The organism is Streptomyces sp. NPDC058457, from assembly GCF_042720695.1.
In the GTDB taxonomy this organism is placed as follows: domain Bacteria; phylum Actinomycetota; class Actinomycetes; order Streptomycetales; family Streptomycetaceae; genus Streptomyces.
The window spans coordinates 1-15,135 of record NZ_JBHXLU010000061.1 but is presented as its reverse complement, the minus strand read 5'-3'; the positions used below and the strand labels follow the sequence as shown (position 1 = coordinate 15,135).

9 protein-coding genes are annotated in these 15,135 nt (G+C 74.0%); 6 read left to right on the top strand and 3 right to left on the bottom strand.

Translation table 11 applies throughout. The features are described from left to right. Positions 1 to 63: 63 nt before the first annotated feature. Positions 64 to 2,853: an AAA family ATPase gene (locus ACFWPS_RS35940; protein WP_383713129.1), complete on the bottom strand. Its 2,790-nt coding sequence runs from the start codon at positions 2,851 to 2,853 to the stop codon at positions 64 to 66. Positions 2,854 to 3,093: 240 nt separating this feature from the next. Between ACFWPS_RS35940 and ACFWPS_RS35935 the strand changes: the two genes are divergently transcribed. Further along, positions 3,094 to 5,805 carry a LuxR C-terminal-related transcriptional regulator gene (locus ACFWPS_RS35935; protein WP_383713264.1) on the top strand — a complete coding sequence of 904 codons (2,712 nt, stop codon included), beginning with the start codon at positions 3,094 to 3,096 and terminating at the stop codon, positions 5,803 to 5,805. Here ACFWPS_RS35935 and ACFWPS_RS35930 read toward each other — a convergent pair. After that, positions 5,795 to 8,524, bottom strand: coding sequence for an ATP-binding protein (locus ACFWPS_RS35930; protein ID WP_383713126.1), 2,730 nt, complete (start codon positions 8,522 to 8,524; stop codon positions 5,795 to 5,797). The two genes, ACFWPS_RS35935 and ACFWPS_RS35930, sit on opposite strands and share 11 nt — an antisense overlap. A gap of 496 nt (positions 8,525 to 9,020) precedes the next feature. Between ACFWPS_RS35930 and ACFWPS_RS35925 the strand changes: the two genes are divergently transcribed. Both ACFWPS_RS35925 and ACFWPS_RS35920 read left to right on the top strand, forming a co-directional pair. Further along, the gene (locus tag ACFWPS_RS35925) at positions 9,021 to 9,992 is read left to right on the top strand and encodes a LuxR C-terminal-related transcriptional regulator (protein WP_383713124.1); all 972 of its coding nucleotides are present in this window, start codon (positions 9,021 to 9,023) and stop codon (positions 9,990 to 9,992) included. Further along, positions 9,989 to 11,014, top strand: a complete 1,026-nt coding sequence (locus ACFWPS_RS35920) for a LuxR C-terminal-related transcriptional regulator (RefSeq protein WP_383713122.1) — start codon at positions 9,989 to 9,991, stop codon at positions 11,012 to 11,014. The genes ACFWPS_RS35925 and ACFWPS_RS35920 overlap by 4 nt, the downstream gene beginning before the upstream one ends. Here ACFWPS_RS35920 and ACFWPS_RS35915 read toward each other — a convergent pair. After that, positions 10,965 to 11,822, bottom strand: a complete 858-nt coding sequence (locus ACFWPS_RS35915) for a hypothetical protein (protein ID WP_383713119.1) — start codon at positions 11,820 to 11,822, stop codon at positions 10,965 to 10,967. The genes ACFWPS_RS35920 and ACFWPS_RS35915 overlap by 50 nt on opposite strands. Positions 11,823 to 12,016: 194 nt before the next feature. On the opposite strand from ACFWPS_RS35915, the gene ACFWPS_RS35910 reads away from it, so the two are divergent. The 3 genes from ACFWPS_RS35910 (at position 12,017) to ACFWPS_RS35900 (ending at position 15,062) form a co-directional block, all read left to right on the top strand. Then, positions 12,017 to 13,189: a low temperature requirement protein A gene (locus ACFWPS_RS35910; protein ID WP_383713116.1), complete on the top strand. Its 1,173-nt coding sequence runs from the start codon at positions 12,017 to 12,019 to the stop codon at positions 13,187 to 13,189. Positions 13,190 to 13,363: 174 nt separating this feature from the next. Beyond that, positions 13,364 to 14,566 carry an MFS transporter gene (locus tag ACFWPS_RS35905; protein ID WP_383713113.1) on the top strand — a complete coding sequence of 401 codons (1,203 nt, stop codon included), beginning with the start codon at positions 13,364 to 13,366 and terminating at the stop codon, positions 14,564 to 14,566. A gap of 121 nt (positions 14,567 to 14,687) precedes the next feature. After that, a complete protein-coding gene (locus tag ACFWPS_RS35900; RefSeq protein WP_383713110.1) occupies positions 14,688 to 15,062 on the top strand; it encodes a nuclear transport factor 2 family protein in 375 nt (124 codons plus the stop codon). Positions 15,063 to 15,135: the final 73 nt, after the last annotated feature.

Genomic DNA, 15,135 nt, shown 5'->3' with positions numbered 1-15,135 from the left:
CCCGGGGGGTACGCCCCCGGGGACGGCTGTGGTTTCCGGCGGTACCGGCGACCCGGCCGGCGCTCACGAACCCGAGGCCAGCCGGGCGGCGAGCTGGGTCCGCGAGGTCACGCCGAGTTTGCGGAACACCTTGCGGAGGTGGTAGTCGACGGTGCTGGGGCTGACGTAGATGTTCGCCGCGATCTCGCTGTTGGACGCCCCGGCCGCCGCGAGTTCGGCGATCCGCGCTTCCTGCGGAGTGAGGTCGGGCGCGGTCTCCGGGGCGCGGGTCCGGGTCCGTTCGCCGGCCGCGCGCAGCTCGGCCGCCGCCTGCTCGGCGAACCGCTCCGCTCCCATGGCGGCGAACAGGTCGTGCGCGGTGCGGAGTTCATGCCGGGCGTCCCGTCTCCTGCGGGCCTGGCGGAGCCACTGGCCGTACAGCAGGTGCGTGCGCGCGAGGTCGACCACCATGTCGCACTGTTCGAGCCGGCTGATGGACTCCCGGTAGGCGTCCTCGGCGTCCGCGCCCTCGGCGAGCAGCGCCGCACACCGGGACCGCAGCCCGAGCCCCCAGGGGGTGCCGGCGGCGAGCGCCCGTTCGGACAGGGTCTCGTAGGCGGTGACGGCCGCCGCGCGCCGACCGGCCCGGACCGCCGCCTCGACCAGTTCGGGCAGGGTCCCCTCGGCCGTATAGGCGGGGTCGTTGTCGACCACGGTCTGCGCGCCGGCCAGCGCCGCCTCGTGGTCCCCGGCGAACAGGTCCGCCATGGCGGCGATGTACCTGCCGATGTCCGCCGGGCCGCCCTGGCTTCGCGCGGTGGACTCGCTGACCTGGGCCAGCCCGGTCTCACGGGCCTCGGCCAGCCGGCCGCGGTAGGCGTGCACCACACCGTTGCTGCGGCTGTGGGTGCCGAGCACGGCGGGACCGGGACTCACGGTCAGCACTTCCAGCACCCCGCCCCACCTCGTGTCGGCTTCGCGGAAGTGCCCGGCCATGGCGTCCGAGACCGCGTGGAAGGCCAGCGCGACCGGCAGGGTGGTGAACGCCCCCACGGCACGCGCCAGGGTCGCCCAGCGGTCCGATATGTCATAGGTGCCCTTGTCGTCCCACAGGCTGCCGGCCGCCGCGGCGCCGAGCGAGAACCATCGCAGGCCCACCGCGGGATCGAGGTCGTCGGCCAGTAGCGCGGCCACCGCGGCACGGAACGGCTGTACGGAAGCCCGGTAGCCGACCGTGAACCGGGCGGTGAACCCCTCCAGGAGCAGGTCGCCGATGGTGGCGGAGGCGTGCGGGACAGGTGGGAAGGCGCTCGCCAGGCGGGCGATCTCCCTGGTCAGTACCGGCCCGGACCAGATGGCCGCCTCCAGCGCCCCGAGCATCGTGTCCCGGGCCAGCCGGTCGTCGTGCGCGAACGCCCGGGCCGCTCCGGCCAGGATGCGCGCGGCCTGAGCGGCCTCGCCCTGCGCGAAGCGGATCATGCCCTCCAGCGCCTGCGCGAAGCCACGGGCCACCGGGTTCGTGAGCCGGGGCACGGCGGTGTCGAGCACCGCCTGCGCCCCGGGCGGGTCGCCTGCCATGAGCGTGGCCTCGGCCAGTGCGATCTCGCGCAGCACGCGCTGCCCGTCGTCGGGCGTCAGGTCGGCCGAGCGGCGCAGCAGCGCGGCCCTGGCCGCGTAGCCACCGCGGGCGGCGGCGCGTTCGGCGGCCCGCTGGAGTTCGGCGGCGAGTTCCTCGTCCGGTGCGGTCGCGGCCGCCGACAGGTGCCACGCCCGCAGCTCCGGGTTGCCCACCTCGCCCAGCACCTGGTGCGCGCGTCGGCGCTCGGCGGCGTCGGCGCCGTAATAGACCGCGGACCGCGCCAGCGGGTAGCGGAACCGGACGGAGCTGCCGGAGAACTCCAGCACACCGCTCCATGCCGCCTCGGCCGAGGCGGCGTCCGGGTCGATCCCGGCCTTCACCGCGGCACGCCACAACGGAGCGCGCTCCCGCTCGGGGTCCGCGGCGGCCAGCAGCGTGAACACCTGGGCATCCGGGTGCAGACCGCGTACCTGGTTGAGGAAGTGCTCCTGGAGGCGCTGGCCCAGCGGAAGCGGTTCGGGCAGCGCGGCGCGGCCGGAGAGCTGGTCGGCCGTGTACGTGCTGCCGAGTTCCACCAGCGCCAGCGGGTTGTTGCGGGTGTCCGCCAGAATGCGGTCGACGGCCTGGGCGTTGAGGCCGCCGCGCGCGACCGAGCCGAGCAGACCGCGGGCATCGGTGTCGGGCAGCCCGTCCACCGTGATCGTCGGAAGGTGCTCGAACACTGGCAGTACGGCAGGTTCGGTGACGGCGGCGACGAGTCCGACCCGGTCGGCCTGGAGACGGCGGCCGACGAAGCCGAGCACCTGCGCCGACTCGGGATCGAGCCAGTGCGCGTCGTCGACGACGCACAGCAGCGGCTGTGACTCGGCCGCCCGGGACAGCAACGTCAGCGACGCGAGTCCCACCAGGAACCGCTCAGGAGGCGGTCCGCTCTCCTCACCGAAGGCGATCCGCAGCGCGCTCCGCTGCGGCGGCGGCAACTCCTCTGCCAGCGGCAGGAAAGGGCGCAGCAGGTGGTGCAGGCCGCCGAACTCCATCCTGATCTCCGACTCGACACCGGCGATGGCGCACGTCCGCAGGTCCGGTGCCGCGTGGACCGCGTAGCGCAGCAGGGTCGTCTTTCCGATGCCGGGTGCTCCGCGCAGCACCAGCGTGCCGCTGAAGCCGGCGCGCACGGAGTCCAGGACCCGGTCGATCGCCGCCCGCTCCGTCTCCCGGTCGACCAGCGGGAACTCCGGTTCCGGCCGGTCTGCCCGGCGTGGTCCGGCAGGTCCAGCATGCTTCTCGGCAGCCACCGATTCCTCCACCGGATTCCCTCCGCCCCACCGGATTTTCTCCGCTCCTGGATCAAGCTGACGTAGCTTCGCCCGCACGGCATCATCTACTTCTGATGATTTCCGTTCCTGACCGTTTGCGGTACGAGGAGAAGATTGCGAACGAGCGGTGGCGGCGCGGACCGCCGCGCACTCCGTCCCGGTACGGGTGGAGTCGTCTCCCGGCCGGGACTGTTCGAACTGCTCCGGACCTCGGCGCGGGTGGCTGTGGTGTCCGCGCCGGCGGGCGGCGGTAAAACGGTTCTGTTGCGGTCCTGGACCAGCGAGGCGGACCTGGCGGGACGCGTCGCGTGGGTGTCGGTGCGCACCGACGAGCGTGATCCGCAGCAGTTCTGGCTGGCGGTGCTCGGTGCGCTGCGCCGGACGGTCCCGGGGGCGGCGCTGATCCGGGAGCTGACGGCGGCGCCGGCGCTCGACGGATGGGCGGTCGTGGAGCGGCTGCTGAGGGACCTGGCACCGCTGGACGACCGGGTCTGGCTGGTCATCGACGACGTGCACGAGCTGGGCTCGGCGGACCTGCTGCGGCAGTTGGAGCTGCTGGTGATGCGGGCACCGCCGGAGCTGCGGTTCGTCCTCGCCACCCGGCACGACGTACGGCTGGGCCTGCACCGACTGCGGCTGGAGGGCCGGCTGACCGAGATCCGCCCGGCCGATCTGCGGTTCAGCCTGGACGAGGCGCGGGAGCTGTTCGCCGCGGCGGGGACGGCACCGGCCGAGTCGGCGCTGGTGATGCTGCACGAACGGACCGAGGGCTGGGCGGCCGGGCTGCGGCTGGCCGCGCTCTCCCTGGCCGGGCACCCCGATCCGGCGCGGTTCGCCGCGGAGTTCTCGGGCAGCGAGCGGACGGTGGCGGAGTACCTGCTGGCCGAGGTGCTGGAACGGCAGAGCCGGGAGACACGCCACCTGCTGCTGCGGACCAGCGTCCTCGAACGCGTCAGCGGCCCGCTCGCCGACGCCCTCACCGGGAGCACCGGCGGGGAGCGGGTCCTGCAGGAACTGGAGGCCGCGAACGGGTTTGTCGTCTCGCTGGACGCGGCCCGGTCCTGGTTCCGCTATCACCATCTGTTCGCCGGTCTGCTGCAACTGGAACTGCGTCGTACCGCACCCGACGAGGTCGACGCGCTGCACCGGGCCGCCGCACGGTGGCTGGAGGACCACGGGCGTCCCGCGGAGGCGGTCCGGCACGCCCAGGCGGCGAAGGACTGGACGTCGGCCGCCCGCCTGCTGGCCGACCACTGGCCCGGACTGCATCTGGACGGGAAAGCGGCCACCGTGGGCGCGCTCCTGGGGAGGTTTCCCGCCGAGATGCGCGCGGCGGACGCCGAACTGGCGGTGCCTGCGGCGGCGGACGAACTGGCGGCGGGATCGCTCGCGGAAGCGGAGCGGTTCATGGGGCTCGCGGCACGGCGGACGGAGTCGGTGCCGGTCACCCGGCGCAGCCGGCTGGACGTACAGGTCAGCACGGTGCGGCTGGTGCTCGCCCGGCAGCGGATGAACCTCCCGGCGCTGGCCGAGGAGGCGCGGCGGCTGCGGGCGGTGGCCGACGCCCCGGACACGGCGCCGCTCGGCCTGAGCGGGGACCTGCGCGCACTGACGCTGGTCAACCTCGGCATCGCCGAGCACTGGGGTGCCCGGCCCACGGAGGCCGAGGCCCACCTGGAACACGGCATCGCGCTGGCCCGCCGGATCGGCCGGCCGTATCTGGAGTTCCTCGGCCTGGCGCACCGTGCGTCGATCGCGAGCGTGCGCGCGTCGCCGTACGCGCGGGCGGAAGAGCTCTCCCGGCAGGCGATCGAACTGGCCGGGCGGCACGGCTGGACCGACGAGCCCGCCGCCGGCATCGCCTACATCACGCTCGCGGCCGGGCTGGTCTTCCGGCGACGGCACGAGGAGGCGGCGGACTGGATGCTGCGTGCCGAGCGCACCGTCCGGGCGGAGGTCGAGCCCATGACCGCGATGGCGGTCCGCTACGTCCGCGCGCTGCTGGAGCTGGCGCGTGGCCGTCACCAGGAGGTGCTGGCGACGTTCCAGGCCGCCGAGCGGCTGGCCCGGCTCCTCGACGCGCCGCACTGGCCGCTCATGCGGACCCGCGCGCTGCGGCTGCACGCGCTGGTGCGGCTGGGCGAGACCGGACGCGCCGAGCAGGACCTCGCGGAGATCAGCGAACAGGACCGGGCCCGCGGCGAGATACGCATGGCGGAAGCGGCGCTGCGCCTCGCCCGGAACGACCCGCACGCGGCGAGCGCCGCGCTCGCACCGGTCCTCTCCGGCGCCGTACCCGTCCCTCCGACGACCTGGCTGGCGCACGCCCAGCTGCTGGAGGCGATCGCCCGCGACGCACTCGGTGACCCGGTCGCCGCCGGGACCGCGATGCGGCGCGCGCTGGACACCGTCGGCATCGACGGCGCGCTGACGGCGTTCCTCTTCCATCCCCCCACCCGGCGGCTGTTCGACCGCTACGCCCCGGACAGCGGCCGGCACACGGCCCTGGTGGACGAGATCCGCGGCCTGCTCCCGGAGACGGAGACGGGGACGGGGACGGGGACGGGGACGGAGACGGGGACGGAGACAGGGGCGGGGGCGCAGGGTTCCGGGTCGACGGAGCCTGCCCGGCCGGCGGACTCACCGCGGCTGCTGGATCCGCTGACCCGGAGCGAGATCCGGGTGTTGCGCTACCTGCCGACCAACCTGTCGGCCCCGGAGATCGCCCGGGAACTGTCCGTGTCGGTGACCACCGTCCGCACGCACGTCCGCCACCTGTTCACCAAGCTCGACGTGCGCCGTCGCTCCGACGCCGTGGCGGTGGCCCGCGCGCTCGGCCTGCTCGCACCGTCACCGGACGCCCCCGCCCCCGCCCCCGGCGCGGCAACAGGTGCCGCCGACACGGGTGCGGACCGGAGTGTCAGCCTGTGATGCCGGCGTCGGCGAGGGCCTGGGCGAGGAGGACGCGCCGGTTGACGCCGAGCTTCCGGTAGACGCTGCGCAGGTGGTACTCGACGGTCGCGGCACTGAGGAACAGCCTGGTGGCGATGGCCCGGTTGGTGGCACCGGCCGCGGCCAGCCGGGCGATCTGGAGTTCCTGCGGGGTGAGCCGGACACCGTCCGGATCCGTGTGCCTGTGCCGGTGCTCGCCGGTGGCGGCCAGTTCGGCGCGGGCCCGGTCGGCGAAGCCGTACGCGCGCATCCGCTCGAAACTCTCCAGGGCGGTGCTGAGCTGGTGGCGGGCGTCGCGCCGCCGCCGTTGCCGGCGCAGCCACTCTCCGTGGACCAGACGGGAGCGGGCCACCGCGAGGGCGACAGGGGTGCGCCTCAGATGGTCGACGGACTGCAGGTAGTCGTCGTCGGCGGCGGGGTCGTCGCCCCTGAGCAGCGCCCGGCAGCGTGCCGTCACGCCGAGGGCCCATGGTGTGCCCGCGGCCGCGGCGAGCGGGCTGAAGGCGTCCAGGGCGTCCCGGGCGACCTCGGGCCGGCCGCAGCGCATGGCCGCTTCGATCACGTCCTCCGGTGACAGCAGCGACCACAGCCCGCGGGCGTCCAGCGAGGCGTCGAGCGCCGCCTCGTAGCGGCCGGCTCCGAGCTCCAGCACCGCGACCGCCAGGCGGATCCCGTGGCGCCACACGTCCGGGATCGGCTCGCCGAGCAGCCGGTCCGCCAGGGCCCTGCCCTCGGCGAGTTCACCCCGCAGGCCCAGCAGCAGGACGTCGGCCTGGGCGAAACCGGGGCCCCAGCCGTGGTCGCCGACCGCTTCGGCAAGGGCGCGGCCCTCGGTCAGGGACGCTTCCGCGGCGGTGAGGCGACCGGCCCGCAGATGATCCTTTCCGAGTGAATAGAGCGCCGGGACGAGCGTGGCCACCGCTCCGCGGCCCCGGAGGGCGGGTATCCAGCGCCGCTCCAGGTCCGTCCAGCTGGAATGGTCGAAGACGAGACCGGACGCGTACAGCCACGCCACCAGGCGGGGCATGCCGGCATCGGGGGAGTCGGGCCCGGCGGCGAACGTCCGGACCCCTCGGCGGAGCAGCGCGTAGCCCTCGGCAGTGCGGCCGTCGAGGACGGCGGCGAAGCCGTCGAGCAGTCCGTCACCGGGCGCCTCGGCCGCGGGCCGGGGAAGTTCGCGGACGGCCGGTACGACCTCGGCGGCCTTCTGCCAGCCTTCGAGCTGGGCGACGCTGAACCCCTCGAACAGGGTGTCGTGTGCCAGGCGCGGATCCTCCGGGCCCATCTCCCGGGCCGCGCCCACCAGCATCCGGGCGGCTTCCGCGACCTTGCCCTCGGCCTGCAGGGACAGGCCCTGTACCCGCCGGGCCCGGGCCAGCGCCAGCGGGTGGGTCAGGTGCGGGACGGCCCGCTCGGCGAGCGTGGCCGCCCCGGCGGGATCGCCCGCCACGAGGCCCGCCTCCGCGGCCGCCAGCCGGCGCTCGGCGCCGCGCTCCGGGTCCGCCGTCAGATCCGCGGCGCGGCGGAGGAACGCCTGCTCGCTCTCCCACCCGCCGCGGCGGCGGGCACGGTCGGCCGACGCCTCCAGCTCCCGTGCCACCGCCTCGTCCGGGCCGACCGTCGCCTCCGCGAGGTGCCACGCCCGCCGGTCCGGATCCAGGTACGGATCGGTCACCTCCGCCAACGCGGCGTGCGCCCGCCGCTGTTCACCCGGCGACGCACCCCAGTAGGCGGCCGTCCGCATCAAGGGGTGGGAGAACGCCACCCGCGGCGACAGCGACAGCAACTGCCTGACCTCCGGCTCCGCCGCCACCTCGGCGTCCAGCCCGAGGACTTCCACCGCCCGCCGTATCTTCTCCGGGTCGCCCACGTGCTCGGCCGCCGCCACGAGCAGCAGGGTCTGTGCCGCCGGAGGCAGCTTGCGCACCCGGTCCAGGTACAGCCGCTCAAGACGCTCACCCACCCGCATCGGCAGGCCCGGTACCGCGTCCGGCAGACCGCGTCCCTCTCCCAGCTCCCTGCCCAGCTCGACCAGCGTCAGCGGATGACCGGCGGCCTCCGCCAGGATCCGGCGGGCCAGGGACTCGGCCACCCTGCCCCCTGCCGCGAGTTCGAGCACCTCCCGCCCGGCAGGCGGCTCCAGCGGCCGCACCCCCAGCTCGGGGAGACCGAGCAGCGCCCCGGCGTGCTCGTCGCCGTCGCGCAGTGCGAAGACGAAGCCCACGCGGTCGGCCAGCAAGCGGCGTGCCACGAAGGCCAGCACCTCCTGCGACACGCGATCGAGCCACTGGGCGTCGTCGACGACACACAGGACCGGTCGCTGTGCGGCCGCATCGGCCAGCAGCGTCAAAGTCGCCAGGCCGACCAGGAACTGGCTCGGCGCCTCGCCTGCCGCCAGCCCGAACACCGTCCTGAGCGCGGCGCGCTGCGGGGCCGGCAGGTCGGGCAGGCTTTCCAGGAACGGGCGGAGCATCTGGTGCAGCCCGGCGAAGTCGAACCCGATCTCGGTCTGGGTGCCCACGGCGGACGCGAGGAGCATGCCGGCGGCCTCGGCCCGTTCGGCCGTCTCCTGCAGGAGTGCCGACTTCCCCGTCCCCGCCCGGCCCCGCAGCACCAGTGCTCCGCTCGACCCGGCCCACACGTCGTCCAGGAGTGTCTGGACGGCCTTCATCTCGGCGGTCCGGCCGATCAGCCCCACGTTCGCGACCTTTCAGACGTACTCGTCGCGGCGGGGAAGAGGGCGAGCGAGAACAGGCCGACTTCCGCTCCTCGAGCGGGCCTTCAGATAGTACCCAGCGCGCGCACAGCTTCCAGGGGTCGTGAGCGGTGCGATGCCGCCGGTCGCATCCCGGCAACGCGTAGTCGCTCACCCTCTGGCGGGCCCCGAATCACCACCGTCCCCGCCCGCCGCGGTCGTCCCGGGAGAAGAACCGTCGCCGGGGCGCCCCTTCGGGGCGCGGGGCTGTGTTCGACATGCGGCTGCCGCCGCGTGGGCGCGACCATCCCGCACCGGACCCGCGCCCGGCAACGCTCCCGGGTCGAACAGGCGGTCGGCGGCGCCAGGGCTCCACCGGCGCCAGGGCTCCACCGGCTCCAGGTACTACGCGATCCGGTGATTCGAGCGGTACGGATGCACGCCAGCCTGGACGGGCACGGACACCGCGCCGGGTGCCGTCGATGCCGTGGGAGGGACGATGCGACCGGAGCACCACACCCCGAGCGCCGCACTGCTGTCGGCGTTGCAGGCCAACGCACTGCTGCTGGACCTGTTCGACCAGGCCGGGCAGCTGATCCGGATGGCCCTGGCGCGCAGCGCCGAGGCCGGGGTCGCCGACGCCCTGGCGACGGAGCTCGCCCTCAGCCATCTGCTCGCCATCCGCGGCGACCAGACCGAGGTATGGCGGCGGACCGGCCGGGTCCTCGCCTTCGCCGTCCCGCACGGCGACGGCCTGCTGGCCGCCCGGGCCCGCTGGCTGCGCGGCCTGGCGGCGCTGGGCACCGGAGACCCGGAGAGCGCCTTGCACGAGCTGCGGGAGGGGCTGTCCGGCCATCCGGCCGTCACGGCGTGGGCGGTCGCCGACTTCGCCGAGGCGGCGGTCGCCGTCGGCTGCCAGGAGGTCGCCGGTGCCGTGCTGGCGCGTGCCCGCCGGCAGCCGTACGGCATCCTGCGGCGCCTGGAGCTGCGGGCGGCGGCGCTGACGGCCGAGGAGTGCGATGCGGAGCGGTTGTTCCTGGCGGCGCTCCAGGAGGCCGACACCGCGGCCATGCCGTTCACCGACGCGCGGACGCGGTTCGCCTACGGCAGCTGGCTGGCCCGCCGCCGCCGGACGGCCGCCGCACGCTCGCAACTCGCGTGCGCCCACCGGGGGTTCGTGGCGCTGGGCGCCGACGGGTGGACCGGGCGCGTCACGGCGGAGCTGCAGGCGGTGGGAGCGGGGGAGCTGAGCGGGGAGGTGAGCATGGACGGCTACGGCTTCACGCCGAGGGAGCGCCAGATCGCGGGGTTCGCCGCCCAGGGTCTGTCCAACCGGGAGATCGGGTGGCGGCTCGGGCTCTCCCACCGTACGGTCGGCAGCCATCTCTCCCATGTGTTCCAGAAGACCGGTATCGCCTCGCGCGCCGAGCTCGGCGCTCTCGACCTGACCGGCGAGGAGGTGCCGGTATGACCGCGGACCACGGGGCGCTCGTCGCCTCAGGACAGTGGCGGGAGTTCCGCGCGCGGTTCCGTGCCGACGAGGAGGCTCTGCGAACGGCCCGGCGGTGGCCGGAACTCGTCCGGTTGCAGGCACTGGAGATGAGCATCGCGGCCCGGTGCGGCGCCTTCGACCACCAGCGGTACGACGAGCTCAGGTGGCAGGCCCTGACCCTCGGTGAGCAGGAGTCCGCCGACACGCTCGACCATGCGGCCGGGCTGAGCCACCTCACGGCCGGGAACCCGGCGGAGGCCTGGCGGGTCCTCCGGAGTCTCGCCACGGTGGCGGCGAGCAGGGCCGCACGGCGCGCCTACGTGGACCTGGTACAGGCGGCACTGGCCGCCGACGAGACGCGCGCCGTACGGTGGCTGCTGGCGGCCGGACCGCGACTCGTCTCGCCCGCCGCGCCGATGACGACGGCCCGGCTCTGGCACGCCCGTGGGCTCTGTGCCGCGCAGAGCGGGGCGGACGACGCCGCCGCACTGTTCGAACGCGCCCTCGGCTCACCGGAGATGGCGTGCCGCCCCATGGAGCACGCCAGGCTCCTCCTCGACTACGGGCGGCTGCTGAGAGCGCAGCGGCGCGACGAGGCACGCGCGCCCCTCCGGGAGGCCCTGACCCGCTTCGAGTGGCTGACGGCCACGCCGTGGGCCGCGCAGGCGCGGGCGGAACTGCGTGCCCTCGGGGTCCGGGTGCCCGGCGAGCCCGCGCAGCCCGCCATCGAGGCGCTCAGCCCGCACAAGCTCAGGATCCTCCGGCTGGCGGCCGAGGGACTCTCCAACCGGGACATCGGCGAACGGCTGTCCATCTCACCGCGTACGGTGGGCTCCCACCTCTACCGCAGCTACCCGCTCGTCGGTGTCCGGTGCCGGGGCGAGCTCGGCCGGCTGTTCGCCGGGACCGCGACGGGCGACGGCGCGGGCGGTGCGACCGGTTCCGGAGGGCTCACCGCAGCTCGTCCACATAACGGTCGGTACCCGGGACCGTCGGTATGAACGGCGCGACGAACCGCACGTCGCCGAGGCCCGAAGCGGCCACCGCCGTGTCCAGGTCCGCGAAGTGGTCCCGCCAGGTCTCGCGGGGATCCTGCTGGAGGAACCACAGCAGGGTCAGCCGGGTCCCGACCCCCTCGACCTGCTTGACGTAGGTCATCCGGTCCAGCGGCAGCGGCGTCGGCGCGAAGAGGGTCACCATGGCCGCCGGGGAGCCGGCCAGCCGCTTGGGCAGGTGATCGTCGCGCAGCCAGGCGAGCAGCTCCCCGAGCTCGCCGGGGGACTTCGCGTCGACGACCTGGACGACGAGCCCGGCGTAGGGGTGGTCGAGGGCGTGGATGTCACGCGGACCGCCGTCGCCGTCGCGGTAGACGGTCCCGACGTGGTCCTGGAAGGCGGTGAAGACGTGCGTACGGTCCTGGAAGACCCGGTGGTCGCGGTTGAGGCGCTTGTTGATGCCGACGGTCCACCGCATGTGGTCGGCGTAGCGGCCGGCGGTCATCCAGTAGACGGATATGTAGCAGCCCGCCGTCACCGGCCGCGCGACGGCGGAGGTCTCGGGGTAGCGCAGGAGCTGCAGGTCCCGGGTGGCGACCCAGCGGCGTCCCGCGTACATCCACGGCATGGCCATCGCGCCGGCGATGAAGTGGTCGTCCTCGTACCAGCGGTTGTACGCGCGCTCGTGTCCGGGGTGCGGCTCGACCATGGTGATCAGTGCGTGCCCGAGGTCGGCTCCGTAGGGGCCGACGGCGGCCAGTTCCGCATACAGGTGGCTGTGGGTGTCGGCTGCGTGCGTCGCGTCGTCAGTCATACCGTCAGGTGTAGCTGACGGAGCGTCAGTTCGGGAGAGGGGCAACCCGATTCGGTCCGAAGGGCGAAGGGCGGGCGCACCGGGTGCCGTTCGCACCGGCCGAGTTCGGACATCCGGCGCCGTGACTTCCCGCAGTACGCGCCGCCTTTCCACTCTGTGGCGGCGGCGGACGGGGGCCGTGTCCCCATACAGAAATGACCGACGCAACCGCAGCGACGACGACCGTTCCTGCCGTTCCGGCGCGCGACCGCACCACCTGGGCGGAACTCTTCTTCGACCTGGTCCTGGCGTTCGGCGTGGGCCAGGTCGCCCATCCGGTGGCCGTGCACCCGAGCTGGCCGGTGCTGGGGGAGTGCCTGCTCGTACTGGTCCCGCTCTGGTGGGCCTGGGTGGACGTGGTCATGGCGATGAACGCCGTGCTGGAGACCAACCTGCAACGGGTGTTCCTGCTGCTGACCGCGCTCGCCGTCTACGGCATGGCGGTGGCCGCCCCGCTCGCCCTGGCCGACCGGGAGGCGGCCCTGCTCTACTCCGGAAGCTATCTCGCCCTGCGCCTGCTGATCGGGGAGGCGATCCGCAAGGAGTGCGCCCTCTACACGATCCACCCCTACCGGGCCGGACTCGCCTTCGCCCTGGTCCTGTTCGCCTGCGCCACCGTGCCGGCGCCGTGGCGCGAGGTCTGCTGGGCCTTCGCCGTGGTCGCCGAGATCGCCGCGCCCGTCGTCCTGAGCGGCCATCTGCGCCAGTTGGCGTTCGGCGTCAACCATCTGCCCGAGCGCTTCGGCCTGTTCGTCATGATCGCCCTCGGGGAGAACGTCTTCGCCGTGGGCGCCGGGGCCGCCACCGGCCCGTTCGCCCCGGCCGAACTGATCGCCCTCGTCCTCGCCTTCCTGGTCGGCTGCGCCCTGTGGTGGCTCTACTTCCATCTGGTGGCCTCGGCCGTCGCACACGCCCTGCGCACCCATCCGACCCCGTCCGTCGTCGTCCGCGACGTGCTCAGCTACGGCCATCTGGTGCTGGTCGTAGGCCTGTTGCTGGTCTCCGTCGGCGCCACCCGCACCGTCCGCTCCCCCCTGCACACCCCGGACGCGCTGAGCGCCGCCCTGCTGCCGTCCGGCGCCGCCCTCTTCATGCTCGCGTTCTGCTACACCCGGCGCCGCATGTTCGGCGCCGCGTCCGCCACCCGGTTCTACGGCGGCCTCGTCCTGCTCGCCCTCGCGCTGCCGGCGTGGCGGCTGCCGGGCGTGGCGACGCTCGCCGTCACCACCGTGCTGCTCCTGCTGGTCAACGCGGTCGAGCACTGGCTGATCAGCTCCGGGCGGCAGGTGCCGCTGGTGCTGCGGAACCGGGCGTTCGGGACGACCTGACGACGACCTGACGTAGTAGGCCGACGAACCTGGGGCAGTGCCGGACGGCCTTCCGAGGCGGGCTCGGCGGGACGCGGAGCGTTCCTAGGTTCGCCTTATGGAACTTTCCGGCACCCGTCTTTCCGGCACCGGCCCTTCGGGCACCGGCACCGACGAGGAAGAGGAGGTGGCTTGATGCCGTCCCGCAGCGCCTTACCCGCCCTGCTCTCCCTGTCACTGGGCTACTTCAGCCTGGGGACGATCTCGCTGGCGGTCGTCGGCCTGAACGGCCCGATCGGCGACGACCTGCACGTCCAGCCGGCCACGGTGGGCATCCTGGTCACCGTCTTCGCGCTGACCTTCGCGGTCTGCGCGCCCACCGCGCCCATCCTGCTGCGCCGGTGGAACCGCAAGCGGGTGCTGCTCGTGGGCATCGGCCTGCTCACCGTCGGCGCGGCCCTCGGCGCCGTCGCGCCGGACTACGGCTTCCTCACGGTCACCCGGGTGCTCGGTGCGATGGGGGCCGCCGTCTTCGGTCCCGGCGCCTCGGCGGCCGGTGCGCTGATCGTGCCGCCCGAGCGCCGGCAGCGGGCGCTGGCCACGGTGTTCGGCGGCATGACGGCCGCCGCGGTGCTCGGCGTGCCGCTGGCCTCGTTCCTCGGCGGCACGCTGGGCTGGCGGCCGGCCCTGCTCGGGGTGGCCGCCCTGTCGGCGCTCGCCTTCGTGGCGGTGCTGGTGTTCGTCCCCGAGATCCCGGCCGGCGAACCCCCGACGGTCGGCGCCTACCGCGAGGCGATGCGCACGCCGGCCACCGCCGCCACGGTCACCACGACCCTCCTCTTCATGGCCGCCCAGTTCACCGTCTACGGCATCGCGGGCGCCTACCTGAAGGACCGCTTCGGCGCGTCCTCCGGGCTGATCTCGCTGACGCTGCTCGCCTTCGGCGTCATCGGGGTGGCGGGCAACGCCTTCGCGCCGCGGATCGCCGAACGGCTGGGCGGCGGGCGCACGGTGAGCGTCGCGGTGCTCGGCCTCGCGCTGGGCTTCGCGCTGCTGCTGGTCGCCCCGCACTCCGCGCCCGGGGTCGTGTTCTTCGCCTTCTGGGCGTTCTTCAGCCAGATGTACCAGGCGCCGCAGCAGGCCCGGCTGGTGGAGCTGGTGCCGTTGCAGCCGGGGCTGATCCTCGCGCTGAACGCCGCGGCGCTGTACCTGGGGATGAGCCTCGGCAGCTTCATCGGCAGCAGCCTCCTGCCGGATCTGGGGGCCGGGCCGATTCCGTGGGCGGCGCTGGGGGTCCTCGTCCTGGCCGGGCTGGCCCATCTGTCCTCGGTTCGGCAGGTCGCCTCGGCGGCGGCCGGTGCGGATCGGTCTGCGACCACTCCCGTGCACACCAGTTGAGCGCACAGCCGAAAAGGCCGAGATGCCTTGTCGGTCGTCTGCTGCGCCGTCGTGGCCGGTCGCGCAGTTCCCCGCGCCCCTATCGGGGCGTTGTCCCTCAAGTCAGTTCAAGGAGAACCCTATGAGCAGCCACCAGGTGAACTTCGTTCGCGAGTACGTCGAGACCGTCTGGAACCAGGGGCGGACCGAGCTGGCCGACAAGTACCTGGCCGAGGACCTCATCCAGCACAACCCGAACCTGCCCGACGGGCGGGCCCCGCTGGTCGAGTTCGTCGACGGCTTCCACAAGCAGTACCCGCGGGCCCGGTTCGAGATCCGGCGCGCGGCCGGTTCGGGAGACCTGGTCTTCCTGCACACCCGCTTCCGCGGTGACCCGGACGACCGCGGCATGGTCGTCGTGGAGGTCTTCCGGATCGACGAGGGACTGATCGTCGAGCACTGGGACGTCCGCGACGAGATCCCCGAGACCACCGTCAGCGGACACGAGGTCGTCTGACGGTCCGGTTCGCCGCCGCCCGGGAGGTTCCGTGCCTCCCGGGCGGCGGCCGGTTCCCCACCACTGAAGGAGA